Annotated in this window: 14 protein-coding genes; 5 read left to right on the forward strand and 9 right to left on the reverse strand. The window is 60.3% G+C overall.

The genetic code is table 11. The features are described 5' to 3' along the window. Positions 1-73: 73 nt before the first annotated feature. On the forward strand, positions 74-262 hold the full coding sequence (locus AYR47_RS29195; RefSeq protein ID WP_033900685.1) for a hypothetical protein: 189 nt from the start codon (positions 74-76) through the stop codon (positions 260-262). 146 nt (positions 263-408) lie between these two features. Here the strand turns inward: AYR47_RS29195 and AYR47_RS29200 are convergent, their stop codons facing one another. The 7 genes from AYR47_RS29200 to AYR47_RS29230 form a co-directional block, all read right to left on the reverse strand. After that, a complete protein-coding gene (locus AYR47_RS29200; RefSeq protein ID WP_033900683.1) occupies positions 409-954 on the reverse strand; it encodes a DUF2058 domain-containing protein in 546 nt (181 codons plus the stop codon). Between the two features lie 25 nt (positions 955-979). Further along, entirely contained in the window at positions 980-1813 is an 834-nt protein-coding gene (gene mazG / locus AYR47_RS29205) for a nucleoside triphosphate pyrophosphohydrolase (RefSeq protein ID WP_061449207.1), read from the reverse strand. After that, positions 1813-4056 carry a GTP diphosphokinase gene (gene relA / locus AYR47_RS29210; protein WP_033900680.1) on the reverse strand — a complete coding sequence of 748 codons (2244 nt, stop codon included), beginning with the start codon at positions 4054-4056 and terminating at the stop codon, positions 1813-1815. The genes mazG and relA overlap by 1 nt, the downstream gene beginning before the upstream one ends. Before the next feature lie 119 nt (positions 4057-4175). Further along, positions 4176-5528 carry a 23S rRNA (uracil(1939)-C(5))-methyltransferase RlmD gene (rlmD, locus tag AYR47_RS29215; protein ID WP_061449208.1) on the reverse strand — a complete coding sequence of 451 codons (1353 nt, stop codon included), beginning with the start codon at positions 5526-5528 and terminating at the stop codon, positions 4176-4178. After that, entirely contained in the window at positions 5528-6430 is a 903-nt protein-coding gene (cysM, locus tag AYR47_RS29220; protein ID WP_033900675.1) for a cysteine synthase CysM, read from the reverse strand. The genes rlmD and cysM overlap by 1 nt, the downstream gene beginning before the upstream one ends. A 111-nt stretch (positions 6431-6541) precedes the next feature. Further along, positions 6542-7138, reverse strand: coding sequence for a tRNA-uridine aminocarboxypropyltransferase (locus tag AYR47_RS29225; protein WP_033900674.1), 597 nt, complete (start codon positions 7136-7138; stop codon positions 6542-6544). Between the two features lie 6 nt (positions 7139-7144). Next, a complete protein-coding gene (locus AYR47_RS29230; protein ID WP_028617381.1) occupies positions 7145-8038 on the reverse strand; it encodes a LysR family transcriptional regulator in 894 nt (297 codons plus the stop codon). A 149-nt stretch (positions 8039-8187) separates the two neighbouring features. On the opposite strand from AYR47_RS29230, the gene speB reads away from it, so the two are divergent. From speB to AYR47_RS29250, 4 genes are read left to right on the forward strand one after another with little or no spacing between them, the layout of a single operon-like run. After that, positions 8188-9138 (forward strand): agmatinase, encoded by a 951-nt coding sequence (gene speB / locus AYR47_RS29235; RefSeq protein ID WP_033900672.1) that lies wholly within the window; start codon positions 8188-8190, stop codon positions 9136-9138. After that, on the forward strand, positions 9138-9560 hold the full coding sequence (locus AYR47_RS29240; protein WP_033900670.1) for a YybH family protein: 423 nt from the start codon (positions 9138-9140) through the stop codon (positions 9558-9560). The genes speB and AYR47_RS29240 overlap by 1 nt, the downstream gene beginning before the upstream one ends. 21 nt (positions 9561-9581) lie before the next feature. Then, on the forward strand, positions 9582-11096 hold the full coding sequence (locus AYR47_RS29245) for a purine-cytosine permease family protein (RefSeq protein ID WP_016976503.1): 1515 nt from the start codon (positions 9582-9584) through the stop codon (positions 11094-11096). Between the two features lie 24 nt (positions 11097-11120). Then, positions 11121-12503 (forward strand): sodium:solute symporter, encoded by a 1383-nt coding sequence (locus tag AYR47_RS29250; RefSeq protein ID WP_028617385.1) that lies wholly within the window; start codon positions 11121-11123, stop codon positions 12501-12503. Positions 12504-12567: 64 nt separating this feature from the next. Here AYR47_RS29250 and AYR47_RS29255 read toward each other — a convergent pair whose 3' ends face one another. Next, a complete protein-coding gene (locus tag AYR47_RS29255; protein WP_061449209.1) occupies positions 12568-14658 on the reverse strand; it encodes an FAD-dependent oxidoreductase in 2091 nt (696 codons plus the stop codon). 404 nt (positions 14659-15062) lie between these two features. Further along, positions 15063-15185, reverse strand: coding sequence for a PA1414 family protein (locus AYR47_RS33170; protein WP_003193089.1), 123 nt, complete (start codon positions 15183-15185; stop codon positions 15063-15065). Positions 15186-15301 lie beyond the last annotated feature (116 nt).

Raw genomic sequence — 15301 nt, forward strand, 5'->3', positions numbered from 1 at the left:
AGCAAGCTAACAAATCATATAACAAAGGCCTGCGACGACTTGCCGCAGATCCACCAGAGATTGGAGCAAGCAGATGACTGTAAAAGTAACTGAACGCGACGACGAACATATGTCCCACGAAGCACTGGGCCATGGGATTCACATCTGGGATGTACACCAACAAGACCTGTTGGTCGGCATGTTTCACAACGAGAGCGACGCTCATAATTATAAAAACGAGCTTGAGTCGCTTGAGATGAAACGTCAGGCAGAAAGCTCCTGAGTATTCGCAAGGCTCAGGTACAAGGCCCACGCAGCCTGGATACCTGAAAACACAAAACCCGCCTCTTGAGCGGGTTTTGCATTTATGGGGCCGCTTCGCAGCCCAACGCGAGCAAGCTCGCTCGCCACAATGTTGTTTCTACAGCCTTACCACATCAGATCATCCGGGATCTGGTACGCCGCGTACGGGTCATCCTCGTCCGGCACCTGGCTTTCCGTCAGGATATTGAGCTGCACGATACGCTCCGGTGCGCGCTCCTGGATCTTCAGCGCGGCTTCGCGCGGGATTACCTCGTAGCTGCCGCCGTGATGCACGATAGCCAGGGAGCCGTTGCTCAGCTTGTTGCGCATCAGCGTGTTGACCGACAGGCGCTTGACCTTCTTGTCATCCACGAAGTTGTAGTAGTCCTCGGTGGTCAGCTTGGGCAGGCGCGAGGTTTCGATCAGCTGCTTGACCTGGGCGGTGCGCGCCTTGGCCTCGGCTTTTTCCTGCTGCTGACGGTTCAGCTCCTGGTCGCGCTTGACCTTCTCGGCGTGTGCTTCGGCCGCCAGGCGGGCCTGGGTGTCATCCGCCTCGATCTGGCCTTTGTGGACCAGGCGCTGCTGCTTCTGCTTGTCTTTGCCGACCTGCTTGGCCTGCTTTTGGTTGACCAGACCTGCTTTGAGCAACTGGTCGCGAAGGGAAAGGCTCATGGTGCTTACTCACTTAGGCAACTGCTCAACCGCAGCTGGACACATTCTTTTCCTGACGTTTGGCTTCGCCCCACAGGGCGTCCATCGTTTCGAGGGTGCAATCTTCTATGGATTGGTGCGTATCGCGCAATGCCTGTTCGATAAATCGGAAGCGTCGTTCGAACTTGGCATTGGCGCCACGCAGCGCGGTTTCCGGGTCGACCTTGAGGTGACGGGCCAGGTTGACCGCCGCGAACAGCAGGTCACCAACCTCATCGGCAATGGCCACCGAATCGTTGTCGGCCATGGCCTCGAGCACTTCATCCAGCTCTTCGCGCACGTTATCCACCACCGGCAGGGCCGACGGCCAGTCGAAGCCGACCTGGCTGGCGCGCTTCTGCAATTTGGCGGCGCGGGACAGGGACGGCAGCGCCGTGGGCACATCGTCCAGCAGGGAAAGTTGCTCCGGCGCGTCGGACTTTTCCGCACGTTCCTCGGCCTTGATCTGCTCCCAGCGTTCCTTGACCTGTTCTTCACTCAGCTGCGGGATATCCAGCGGTGCATACAGATCGCCCGTGGGAAACACGTGGGGATGACGACGGATCAGCTTGCGCGTGATGCTGTCGATCACCCCGGCAAACTCGAAGCGTCCTTCTTCCCGCGCCAACTGGCTGTAATACACCACTTGAAACAGCAGGTCGCCCAGCTCGCCTTGCAGGTGCTCGAAGTCGCCGCGCTCGATGGCGTCGGCCACTTCATAGGCTTCTTCCAGGGTGTGCGGGACGATGGTCGCGTAGGTTTGCTTGATGTCCCACGGGCAACCGTATTGCGGGTCCCGCAGGCGGTTCATCAAGTGCAGCAGGTCTTCAAGCGAATACATCATGGGGTTCGGTTACGCCGCGTCTCGATGATATTCGGCAACTGGGAAATCCGCCCCAGCAACCGCCCCAGTGCGTCCAGCCCCGGAATCTCGATGGTCAGGGACATCAATGCAGTGTTGTCCTCTTTGTTCGAGCGGGTGTTGACCGCCAGCACGTTGATCCGCTCGTTGAGCAACACTTGCGACACATCCCGCAGCAAGCCGGAACGGTCGTAAGCACGAATAATGATGTCCACCGGGTAGGTGAGCACCGGCACCGGGCCCCAGCTGACCTGGATGATCCGCTCCGGCTCACGCCCGCCCAGTTGCAGCACCGAGGCGCAGTCCTGGCGGTGAATGCTCACACCACGGCCCTGGGTGATGTAGCCGACGATGGCGTCACCCGGCAACGGCTGGCAGCAGCCGGCGATTTGGGTCATCAGGTTGCCCACGCCCTGGATCTGGATATCGCCGCGTTTGCCGGGCTTGTAGCCGGTGGCCTTGCGTGGGATCAGCTCCAGCTGTTCGCTGCCGCGTTCCGGCTCGACCAGTTGTTGCGCCAGGTTGACCAGTTGGGCCAGGCGCAAATCGCCAGCACCGAGGGCAGCGAACATGTCTTCGGCGATCTTCATGTTGGCTTTTTCGGCCAACTTGTCGAAGTCCACCTGAGGCAGACCGAGGCGCCCCAGTTCGCGCTCAAGCAAGGTTTTACCGGCGGCGACGTTCTGGTCGCGCGCCTGCAATTTGAACCAGTGGACGATCTTCGCCCGTGCCCGCGACGTGGTGATGTAGCCCAGGTTCGGGTTCAGCCAGTCGCGGCTCGGCGTGCCGTGCTTGCTGGTGATGATCTCGACCTGTTCACCGGTCTGCAGGCTGTAGTTGAGCGGCACGATGCGCCCATTGATCTTGGCACCCCGGCAGTTGTGGCCGATCTCGGTGTGCACGCGGTAGGCAAAGTCCAACGGCGTGGCGCCCTTGGGCAAGTCGATGGCGTGGCCGTCCGGGGTGAAGATGTAGACCCGGTCCGGCTCGATATCCACGCGCAGCTGTTCAGCCAGGCCGCCGATGTCGCCGAGTTCTTCGTGCCATTCCAGCACTTGGCGCAGCCAGGAGATTTTCTCTTCGTACTGGTTGGAACCGGCCTTGACGTCAGTACCCTTGTAGCGCCAGTGCGCACACACGCCCAGCTCGGCCTCTTCGTGCATGGCGTGGGTGCGGATCTGCACTTCAAGCACCTTGCCCTCGGGGCCGATCACCGCAGTATGCAGCGAGCGGTAGCCGTTCTCCTTGGGGTTGGCGATGTAGTCGTCAAACTCCTTGGGAATGTGCCGCCACAGCGTGTGAACGATGCCGAGCGCGGTGTAGCAGTCGCGCATTTCCGGCACCAGCACGCGCACCGCACGCACGTCATAGATCTGGCTGAACGCCAGGCCCTTACGCTGCATTTTGCGCCAGATGGAATAGATGTGCTTGGCGCGGCCGCTGATGTCGGCTTCGACACCGGTGGCCTGCAACTCGGAACGCAACTGGTTCATCACGTCGGCGATGAAGCGCTCACGGTCCAGCCGCCGCTCATGCAGCAGCGTAGCGATCTGTTTGTATTGATCGGGTTCGAGGTAGCGGAAGGACAAGTCCTCCAGCTCCCACTTGATATGGCCTATACCCAGGCGGTGGGCCAGCGGCGCATAGATATCGAAGACTTCGCGGGCGACGCGGTTACGTTTCTCGTCGTCGGCGGTCTTCACCGCACGGATCGCGCAGGTGCGCTCAGCCAGCTTGATCAGGGCGACACGCACGTCGTCGACCATCGCCACCAGCATCTTGCGCAGGTTCTCGACCTGCCCCTGGGTGCCCAGCACCATGGACTGACGTGGGCTGAGGCTGGCGCTGATCGCGGCCATACGCAGCACGCCGTCGATCAACTTGGCCACCACGGCGCCGAAACGCTGGCTGACGGTGGGCAACTGAATATGCCCTTCACGCACGCCGCGATACAGCACGGCGGCAATCAGTGAATCTTGGTCCAGCTTGAGATCGGCGAGGATCTCGGCGATTTCCAACCCGGTGCGAAAGCTCGAAGTGCCTTCGGCCCACAGGTTCTTGGCCGCATTGTCTTGCTGCTCAGACTCGCGAGCGAACTCGCAGGCTGCTTTCAAGGCTTCACGGTCCAGTGCCGGGTCGACACTGATGGCATGATCCAGCCATGCCTCGAGATTGATACTGCCGTCGGTATTGATCGGCTGGTGTGCTCTCACCTGTACCATCTTGCTTACCTTCCCTACGACGCACCTTCGATGCGCCAGAATTCATCGCCGACCTTCTACTGCTCCCTGGCAGATCACAGGCCCTGGAGACGACAGGCCGGTCGGATTAAACGGGCATCCTAGCCCGCTTCAAATAACGCCATGGCCTCGACATGCGCGGTTTGCGGAAACATGTCGAGGATCCCGGCACGTTTTAGCCGGTAGCCCTGCTTGACCAACTCAACCGTGTCCCGCGCCAGCGTGGCCGGGTTGCAGGACACATACACCAGACGCTTGGCTCCCAGGGTCGCGAGCTTGCGCACAACCTCCAGGGCACCATCACGGGGTGGGTCCAAGAGTACCGCAGAAAAGCCCTGTTTGGCCCATTCCGCGTCAGTCAAAGGCTGGGACAAATCGGCCTGAAAAAACTGTGCATTATGCAAATCGTTGCTGTCGGCGTTGACGGCCGCGCGGTCCACCATGGTCTGCACGCCTTCCACCGCCACCACTTCACGCACCTGGCGCGCCAGTGGCAGGGCGAAGTTGCCCAGGCCGCAAAACAGGTCCAGCACCCGTTCGTCGGGTTGTGGCGCCAGCCATTCCAGGGCCTGCGCGACCATCGCTTCGTTGACCCCGGCGTTGACCTGCACGAAGTCGCCAGGTCGGTAGGCCAACTCCAGATCCCATTGTTCCAATCGAAAACCCAAGACCGAATCGACGTCGACCGGCTCAGGTTGACCCTCGCCATGCAGCCACAATTGAGCTTCATGGAAGGCGCAAAACTCTTTCAATACCTGCAAGTCCGCTTCCGACAGCGGCGCCATGTGCCGCAGCAACACGGCGATGGAGGTGCCGCTGAACAATTCAACATGCCCCAACGCCTGCGGCTTGCTCAGGCGACGCAGCATGTTCGGCAGGCGCTGCATGATCGGTTGCAAGGCCTGTACCAGCACCGGGCAATCGTCGATGGCAACAATGTCTTGGCTGGCCACGGCGCGAAAACCCACTTCCAGCTGTTTGGCCTTGGCATCCCAGCGCACGGCCACGCGGGCGCGGCGACGGTATCCGAATTCCGGACCGCTCAAAGGCGCAGCCCACTCTTGCGGTTCGACACCGGCCACACGGGACAGTTGCTCGGCGAGCATGCGCTGTTTCAGGGCAAGCTGTTCGGTATGGGGCAAGTGCTGCACGCTGCAACCGCCGCAGCGGCCGACATGGGCGCACGGCGCCGGGCGGCGCAATTCGCTGGCCTTGAACACGCGCTCGGTGCGCGCCTCGACAATCTTGCCGTGGGCGCCTAACACCCGCGCTTCAACTTCTTCGCCGGCCAGCGCGCCGTTCACAAACCAGGTGCGGCCTTCAAAGAACACAATGCCACGGCCGTCGTTGGCCAGGCGCTCAATGGTCAGGCGCTGTTTCTTGCCTACAGGAATCTGCGGGGCCCGGCTGCCGCCCGTCGGTTGGAAGCGCAGGCCTCTCTCGTGCTTGGCCATCAGTTGGGTTCGTCGAAGATGCCGGTCGACAGGTAGCGGTCGCCTCGGTCACAGATGATCGCGACGATCACCGCGTTTTCCACTTCTTTAGACAAACGCAACATGCCGGCCACCGCGCCACCGGACGACACGCCGCAGAAGATGCCTTCTTCACGGGCCAGGCGGCGGGTGGTGTCTTCGGCTTCGCGCTGGGCCATGTCGATGATGCGGTCTACGCGGGTCGCGTTGTAGATCTTCGGCAGATACTCTTCGGGCCAGCGGCGGATACCGGGAATGGCCGAGCCTTCCATCGGTTGCAGGCCGACGATCTGGATTGCCGGGTTCTGCTCCTTCAGGTAGCGCGAGTTGCCCATGATGGTGCCGGTGGTGCCCATGGAGCTGACGAAATGGGTGATGGTGCCCCCCGTCTGGCGCCAGATTTCCGGGCCGGTGGTGGTGTAGTGCGCCTCGGGGTTGTCGCCGTTGGCGAACTGGTCCAGCACCAGGCCACGGCCTTCGGCGGCCAAGCGCTCGGCCAAGTCCCGTGCGCCTTCCATGCCTTCTTCCTGGGTGACCAGGATCAGCTGGGCGCCGTAGGCGGTCATTGCCGCCTTGCGTTCGGCGCTGCCGTTGTCGGGCATGATCAGGATCATCTTGTAACCCTTGATCGCGGCGGCCATGGCCAGGGCGATCCCGGTGTTACCCGAGGTGGCTTCGATCAGGGTGTCGCCGGGCTTGATCTGCCCGCGCAGCTCGGCGCGGGTGATCATCGACAACGCCGGGCGGTCCTTCACGGAGCCGGCCGGGTTGTTCCCTTCGAGCTTGAGCAACAGGGTATTGCTGGTTTCACCCGCCATGCGTTGCAAGCGGACCAGGGGCGTGTTGCCGACGCAATCGGCGATTGTAGGGTACTGCAAGGTCATGGCGTATTCGCAATCCAGACTGCGGGGGCGAACATCATACCGGGAAAGGCCGGCGGGCCATATCACGCAAAGTGTGGTGCTTATGGCTTAAAGGAATAAGGCACCGAATGTTCACCGCTCGCCATGGTTGCGGTTGAACACGTCAGGCCCCATCGCCGCAATCTGGCCGTCGATCAACGCATCGAAGGGTTTGAGCAAGGCTTCGAACGAAGCGGGCGACTCCAAGACCTCCAGCGCCTGCACAATCGCTTCCACTGTCGACAGCGCGCCGGGGCCAGGCGCCTTGCGCAGCCGATAGCGGGACACTGCGCCTTCGGCCAACGCCACCCTGGGTAGCGCAGCCAACAACGGATTGAGGTGCAAGAGCTTGCGCGCCTTGCGCCAAGTGCCGTCGGGGACCACCAGCAGCAGCGGCTGATCTACTGGCGCATAGACTTTAAGTGGCTGGGCGTCGTCAGCCGGAAACAGCAGCCGTGCCTGGTAGCCGGGCACGTTCAACAACGCAGGCAGGTCCTCAAAGACCTCTCCCACCACCAACTGCGCATTGTTCAACCCCAACGCCGCCAACCGCGCGGTGTTCAGCGCATGGTTGACCTCGCTCGGGTGCTGCAACAGCAACACCCGCGTGCGACTGTAGAGATTGGGGATTAACGCGCACAGGCAGTGGGCGACAGGCCTGAGGCAACGGGAACATTGGGGTCTGGACATGGGTTTTCAGGCCTGGTTGAGCTGGGCTTTGAGCAAGTCGCGGAAAGTCTGGATCAGCGGTTCTCGGCTGCGCCCCCGGCGCATGATCATCGAAAACGGCGCCTGGTAGCCGAAGGTCGCCGGCAGCAAGACGCGCAAATCGCCCTTGTCGGCCCAGGCCTGGGCGTAGTGTTCGGGCAAATAACCGATGTAGGCGCCGGACAGCACCAGGATCAACTGCGCCTCCATACTTTCCACGGTGGCTGCACTGTGTTTGAAGCCGTGCCTTGCCAATTCGGCCTGGCTCCAGTAGCCGCGACCGACCATGCGTTGCTGCGTGATCACCTGCTCGGGAATGCGCCGTTCATTGAACAAAGGATGCCGCGTGCTGCAATACAACCAGTGCTGCTCCCGGTACAGCGGCATGTAGATCAGCCCGCTCATGCGGTTGGAAAACGCGCCGATGGCCAGGTCGAGACGGTTGTCCTGCACGCCCAGTTGCAGTTCGTAAGGGCTCATCACCGACAGATGCAAGTGCACCGCCGGGTGTTCCAGGCTGTAGGCGCCGATCACTTCGGCGAAGGGTAACGCTTTGTCGCTGACCGTGGAGTCCAGTACACCCAGCTTCAGCGTGCCGCGCAACTCGCCCTTCAACGCGGCGGCGTACTGCTCGAAACCTTCCAGCTCGCCCAGCAGGCGCAAGGTCTCTTGATGAAACAATTCGCCTTTGCTGGTCAGGCTGAAACCGCCACGCCCGCGATGACACAGCACCAGGCCCAGCGCCGCTTCCAGCTGACTCATGTAGGTGCTGATGGCGGAGGTGGACAGGTTGAGTTCGTGCTGGGCATTGGCGAACCCCTGGTGCCGCACGACGCTGACGAAGATGCGCAGGAGTTTCAGGTCGGGCAAGGCGTTGGCCATGGTCGGCTCCGGGTGTAGGTCGTTGCAGTCTACCTGTGCGCATTAGTTTAGAAAAATCTGAACTAAGTATTTGCCCCTGCCGATTCTTTCGTTTCCACGTATTTCGCAGAATCGGCCCCTAACGAACAAAACAACGATGAGGCACTCCCGTGGACAAGATTTTCCACCAACCACTGGGCGGCAACGAAATGCCGCGCTTTGCCGGCATCGCCACCATGATGCGTCTTCCCCACCTGCAAACCGCCAAGGGCCTGGATGCCGCCTTTATCGGTGTGCCGCTGGACATCGGTACCTCGCTGCGCGCCGGTACTCGCTTCGGGCCGCGTGAAATCCGCGCCGAATCCGTGATGATCCGCCCGTACAACATGGCCACCGGTGCCGCACCGTTCGACTCGCTGTCGGTGGCCGACATCGGCGACGTGGCGATCAACACCTTCAACCTGCTCGACGCCGTGCGCATCATCGAAGAAGCCTACGACGAGATCCTCGAACACGACGTGATCCCGATGACCCTGGGCGGCGACCACACCATCACCCTGCCGATCCTGCGGGCGATCCACAAGAAACACGGCAAGGTCGGGCTGGTGCACATCGATGCCCACGCTGACGTCAACGACCATATGTTCGGCGAGAAAATCGCCCACGGCACCACCTTCCGCCGCGCGGTAGAAGAAGGTTTGCTCGATTGCGACCGTGTGGTGCAGATCGGCCTGCGCGCCCAGGGCTACACCGCCGAAGACTTCAACTGGAGCCGCAAACAAGGCTTTCGCGTGGTCCAGGCCGAAGAATGCTGGCACCACTCCCTCGCGCCCTTGATGGCCGAAGTGCGTGAAAAAGTCGGCGGTGGCCCGGTGTACCTGAGCTTTGACATTGATGGCATCGACCCGGCCTGGGCACCGGGCACCGGCACCCCGGAAATCGGCGGGCTGACCACCATCCAGGCCATCGAGATCATCCGTGGCTGCCAGGGTCTCGACCTGATTGGTTGCGACCTGGTAGAAGTTTCGCCGCCCTACGACACCACCGGCAACACTTCGCTGCTGGGCGCCAACCTGCTGTACGAGATGCTCTGCGTACTGCCTGGCGTGGCACATCGCTGATGAGCGCCCAAGAAGTACTGCAAGCCGCCGCCGACCTGGTGGCGGCCTTCGCCCGCAATGACCGCGCCGCCTACTTCGGCGCGTTCACGGCGGACGCCAGCTTCGTGTTCTACACCCTGCCCCAGCCACTGCTCAGTCGCGACGCCTACCAGGCGTTGTGGGACAGCTGGCGCCGGGACGAGGGGTTCGAGGTGCTGTCCTGCACCTCGAGCAACGCCTTTGTCAGCCTGCAAGGTGACGTGGCGATTTTCATGCATGACGTGGCCACCGAGCTGCGCATGAACGGGGAGCAATTTTTTAGCCAGGAACGCGAGACCATTGTCTTCAAACGGCAAGAGTCTCGCACAGAACAAAAACAAGGCCTGTGGCTGGCCTGTCACGAACATTTGTCCGCTATGCCGGAAGGGCTGCCGCCCCCTTAGCCAATGTGATCGGAGCAGATCATGAATAATAAAAACAACGATAAAAGTATTCGCAAGATAGAAACCAACGGGGTCGAGCAGATCCCGGACCACGAACGTACCGCCGGCCCCAAGGATCTGTTCCGACTGATCTTCGGCGGCGCCAATACCTTTGCCACCGCCGTGCTGGGTTCTTTTCCCGTGCTGTTCGGCCTGTCGTTCCAGGCCGGTGTCTGGGCGATTGTGCTGGGCGTGCTGGTGGGTGCGCTGATCCTCGCGCCAATGGGCCTGTTCGGGCCGATCAATGGCACCAACAACGCCGTGTCTTCCGGTGCGCACTTTGGCGTGCACGGGCGGATTGTCGGCTCGTTTCTCTCGCTGCTGACGGCGATTGCCTTCTTCTCACTATCGGTGTGGAGTTCAGGTGATGCGCTGGTGGGCGGTGCGAAACGTCTGATTGGCTTGCCGGAAACCGACCTGAGCCTGGGCCTGGCCTACGGCGTGTTCGCGATTCTGGTGCTGACCGTGTGCATCTATGGCTTTCGCTTCATGCTGTGGGTCAATCGCATTGCCGTGTGGGCGGCGAGCCTGCTGTTCCTGCTGGGGATCTTCGCGTTTGCGCCGGCCTTCGACAGCCACTTCGCCGGCACCGTAGCGCTGGGCCAGACCGGCTTCTGGGCGGCCTTTATCGGCGCCGCGCTGGTGGCCATGAGCAATCCGATTTCGTTCGGCGCGTTCCTGGGTGACTGGTCACGCTATATCCCGCGTGAGACGCCGAAAATACGCATCATGCTGGCAGTGGTCCTGGCGCAAATCGCCACCTTGATCCCCTTCCTGTTCGGCCTGGCCACCGCGACCATCGTGGCGATCAAGGCACCGGACTATATTGCGGCCAACAACTATGTCGGCGGTTTGCTGGCCGTGGCGCCGAGCTGGTTCTTCCTGCCGGTGTGCCTTATCGCAGTGATCGGTGGCATGTCCACCGGCACGACGTCGCTGTATGGCACCGGGTTGGACATGTCCAGCGTATTCCCGCGCCTGCTGTCGCGGGTCAAGGCCACGTTGCTGATCGGGGTGATGTCGATTGCCTTCATCTTTATCGGACGTTTCGCCGCCAACCTGGTGCAGAGCGTGTCGACCTTCGCCGTGCTGATCATCACCTGCACCACGCCGTGGATGGTGATGATGATCATCGGCCTGATCGTGCGTCGCGGTTTCTATTGCCCGGATGACCTGCAGGTGTTCACGCGTGGTGAAACCGGCGGCCGCTACTGGTTCAGCCACGGCTGGAACTGGCGCGGGCTGGGAGCGTGGATCCCGAGTGCGCTGGTGGGCCTGTGCTTCGTCAACCTGCCGGGGCAGTTTGTCGGGCCGCTGGGCAATCTGGCGGATGGCATTGATATCAGCCTGCCGGTGACGCTGGGGCTGGCCTCGGTGGTGTACCTGACCTTGCTTCGTGTGTTCCCGGAACCGGCGGCTGTTTATGGCCCCCAGGGGCCGCTTCGCAGCCCAACGGGAGCAAGCTCCCTCGCCACAAAAAGCGCCTCAATAGCCTAAAAAAACAATCGGAGAACCGCCGTCATGGCTTTGGATTTATTCGTCGTACTCATCTACGCCGCCGGCATGCTCGTGCTCGGCTACTACGGCATGCGCCGCGCCAAGACCCACGAAGACTACCTGGTGGCCGGTCGCAACCTGGGCCCATCGCTGTACATGGGCACCATGGCCGCCACGGTATTGGGCGGGGCGTCCACCGTCGGCACCGTGCGCCTGGGCTACGTGCATGGCATCTCCGGCTTCTGGCTGTGTGCTGCGCTGGGCATGGGCATCATTGCGCTGAACCTGTTCCTGGCCAAGCCGCTGTTGAAGCTGAAGATCTTCACCGTGACCCAGGTGCTGGAAAAACGCTACAACCCCATGGCCCGCCAGGCCAGCGCGGTGATCATGCTGGCCTACGCACTGATGATCGGCGTGACCTCGATCCTGGCCATCGGCACCGTGCTGCAAGTGCTGTTCGGCCTGCCGTTCTGGATCTCGGTGCTGCTTGGCGGTGGCGTGGTGGTGGTGTACTCGACCATCGGCGGCATGTGGTCGCTGACCCTCACCGACATCGTGCAATTCGTGATCAAGACCGTCGGCCTGATGTTCATCCTCTTGCCGATCTGCCTGTACCGCGTCGGCGGCTGGGACGAACTGGTGGCCAAGCTGCCCGCGTCGAGTTTCAGCTTCACCGCGATCGGTTGGGACACCATCATCACCTACTTCATGATCTACTTCTTCGGCATCCTGATCGGCCAGGACATCTGGCAGCGGGTGTTCACTGCCCGCGACGAAAAGGTCGCCAAGTACGCAGGCACGTTCGCCGGGTTCTACTGCATCCTCTATGGCCTGGCCTGTGCATTGATCGGCATGGCCGCGCATGTGCTGATCCCGGACCTGGATAACGTCAACAACGCCTTTGCCGCCATCGTCAAAGTCTCGCTGCCGGACGGCATCCGTGGCCTGGTGATTGCCGCAGCACTGGCGGCAATGATGTCCACCGCCAGCGCCGGCCTGCTCGCCGCCTCCACCGTCCTGACCGAAGACCTGCTGCCGCGTCTGCGTGGCGGCAAACAGTCGAGCCTGGCCATCAACCGCCTGTTCACGATGCTGACCGGCATTGCCGTGCTGGGTATCGCACTGGTGGTGAGCGATGTGATCAGCGCCTTGACCCTGGCCTACAACCTGTTGGTGGGCGGCATGTTGATCCCGCTGATCGGCGCGATCTTCTGGAAGCGCGCCACCACATCAGGCGCCATCACCTCCATGACCCTGGGCTTCGTGACGGCGCTGGTATTCATGATCAAGGACGGGTTGGATGCAAACACGCCGATCTACTACAGCCTGGCGATTGGGCTGGTGAGTTTTGTAGTGGTGAGTTTGCTGTCGCGCCGGCCAGAGGGTGTGGCGGCCAACGCGGTTTGAGATACAACTGGATTTAGAGCGGTTTCTTCAGCGGGCGCGACGTCGGATGTCGTGCCCGTTTTTTTCATTCAACAGCAAGATCTTGATTTGCCTGGATGATTTCCTGGACCAGGGAGGCCCATAGCAATCCCTGTGTTGTGCCGCCGGCGTAGGTTCCTCCTGCTGCAATTCGGTGGTAGGCGGACCAATGCACTATCGACAGCCCATCCGAGGTGCCGGGTCTGGCGCATTCGATAACTTGCAAGTCACCACTTTCGATTGCCCTGCGATAGGACCTCGGAAAGTGCCGAGAGACAGCAGCCAGACATGCCGCCAATATCTGCTCCTTGCGCTCTGCTGTCGAATCGGGCGGAACCTGTCCACCTGAAATGAGAATCCAGTCCCCATCCAAACGGCAATTCATGACACCGATTGGCAAATCGTACTGCAGCTTGAGTCCGCGCATTCCGGCACCTTCGTGATCAGCAGCGCGCAGCTTGAAAAACCAACCAATAATCGAAACGACTTCAAACTCCTCTACTCCCATGGCAGTCACAACGAAGTGTTGCCTGCTTAGCTCAGAAATTTGGGCCGGATTCAGATGCCCAGGCATGAACTGAACCCCGGCGCTCAGTAAAAGCGCCTCTATCTCATCCTTCAAATGGACAAACTCCAAATCGTAGCCCGACACTTCAATAGCCCCACCAATGCCTGGAACGCCATACCGCTCAAAAAACTGTCGTTGACTGATCTCTGTGAGTTCGCATCCCAGTTTGCCACTCGGCCAAGGCCTGTTTTCGATATCGGACTGCTCCTTTATCGCTGCCTCTATTCCAAGGGCGTCGTCCCTGTAAGCACGTACAATTTGAGCCCGAGCGAATCGCGCCAACGCTGGATTATCAGCCAGCAGTTTTTCAAACAACTCAATGCCCGCGCGATTGCACTCAACGGCCAAATGCTGATTGGCGGGAAGTAGATAATCGCTATGCAGTGGCTTTGCGCTCGTCTCCGTGGCCGACAGGTGGCGCATGTTCACAGGCTTGTGACTGGCACCATCGCTCCTCTGATTGCCTCCATATATCGTCACTTGATAATTCGCCAGGCGGAGCATCACCGCCTGGAGCAGGCCATTGATCCCTCTGCCAATGATCGACACACGCGGTGCACCAGCGCCTGCGGTCCGAAGAGGAATCGCCAATGACTGTGTAAGTTTGCGCCTGACCAGGCCGCGCACAGCCATCAGGCTCAACTGAACTGAAACAGCGTAGTCAAGGTCGCAGTGGCAGGCCTCGCTGGTTGATGCCTGCGTAGTCAGCGTCGCAGGTCTGTACCAAATGGAGACCTCACAGCCGAGCGCTTGCGTACGTAGGCGGAACGCCTCCAATGTCGCAGGCCCATAGTCCACGACAAGCTGGATATCTTCAGCCGCTGCCAGGGCATGCAAAGCATCGTCACTCAACACATCCGGCTTGGCGACACAGACCAGCCGAGCGTGTGTGTGCAGGGATTGGATGAGGGATGAATCAATGCGATGAGTGGACTCATCGTTCAGGGATAAGCACAGGGCGACAGCAGAAGCGCCGTCCAATACCTCGGACCAGTCCACGACAAATGACACTCGACTATCGGGAGATGCATGCCCGAAAGTGTCCAGTGCTCGATCCTGGCGGACTAGTACCTTGATCCGAACATCGGGATCTCGATCAAGTAACAAATTGACCAGTTCCTTTCCCACATTGCCGTATCCCAGTACACGCACATCATGAGGGATGGAGCCATCCGCCAGTGTCAGCCAACGTAGGAGATAGGCAGCCACATGCGGCGCGTTCACCCCCGGCGTGTTGAATACTTGAATACCATTAGATTCACATAGGTCCAGTCGTATCTTATCCAGACTCGTACCTCTGCGGATCAAACAGAGTTCTCCAAAGGGGTGAGAGGCACGCCATTGATGAATGAGGTCCGCATCGATGGCTTGGTCGCCGACGATGATCGTAGTTGGCCGTAAGAGCCCGAGCTGTATGAGCAGAGCCTGCTTGGTCAATGCAGGGGGAAGAAACACGACGTTTCTGGGGGCGTCGGCCTTCCAGCCTTTCGACACCGGTGCAATATGTAGAACACTGTCGATTGTGGTGATGAGTGACGCGGCGACCGGCGGAACTGAAGAGAGCAACATAGCTTTGTCTCCAACAATTCTGGTTTATTGACCCCTTGAGAAGAGGAGTTCAATAACGTTGGGGCGCCACGAATGGGCGCTTGGGTTTCAACCTATGCGCCTCTTAAGAATTAAGTAAGCCGGCCGTTTCTGACTGACTAGTAATCCAATTCTGACAATTGAACGCAAAAGCCTGACTGACAAGCTCCCAGCGTTTGTTTACTCAGAAAGGACGAACAGGGAAAAGGTTACGGATGACGGAATAAGAAGAAGGCTCTGACAATGAGGCATGCCTCGTCAGACAGTTGCGGACACTACGAAATGTACAGCGAATACAGCCTGATTACAGGGAACCGAACACGCCCTGAAGAACGACCCGAGGTGTCAGCGCCCGCGCGATTGAATCGCGTGAGCGCTTCCAGGACTTACCTGCGACGTGGGCGACGCTGCTCGTCATCGGTGCGAATCGGCACGGGTTGCAGCGGAGGCTCGATCAAGCCCAGTGCAACACCCAGATCATGGAGCCAGTTTTGAATTTTCTCTTTCATGGTTGCCCCCTTTGAGGGTAATGCTGGTAGGCGCAAGTTCTGTCGCCTTTTCCTACAGTGATAGTAGCCCTAAGTCCTACGTAATGCTTGAACGAAACCACAACGAACTATTACTG

It is taken from the genome of Pseudomonas azotoformans, assembly GCF_001579805.1.
Taxonomy (GTDB): Bacteria; Pseudomonadota; Gammaproteobacteria; order Pseudomonadales; family Pseudomonadaceae; genus Aquipseudomonas; species Aquipseudomonas azotoformans_A.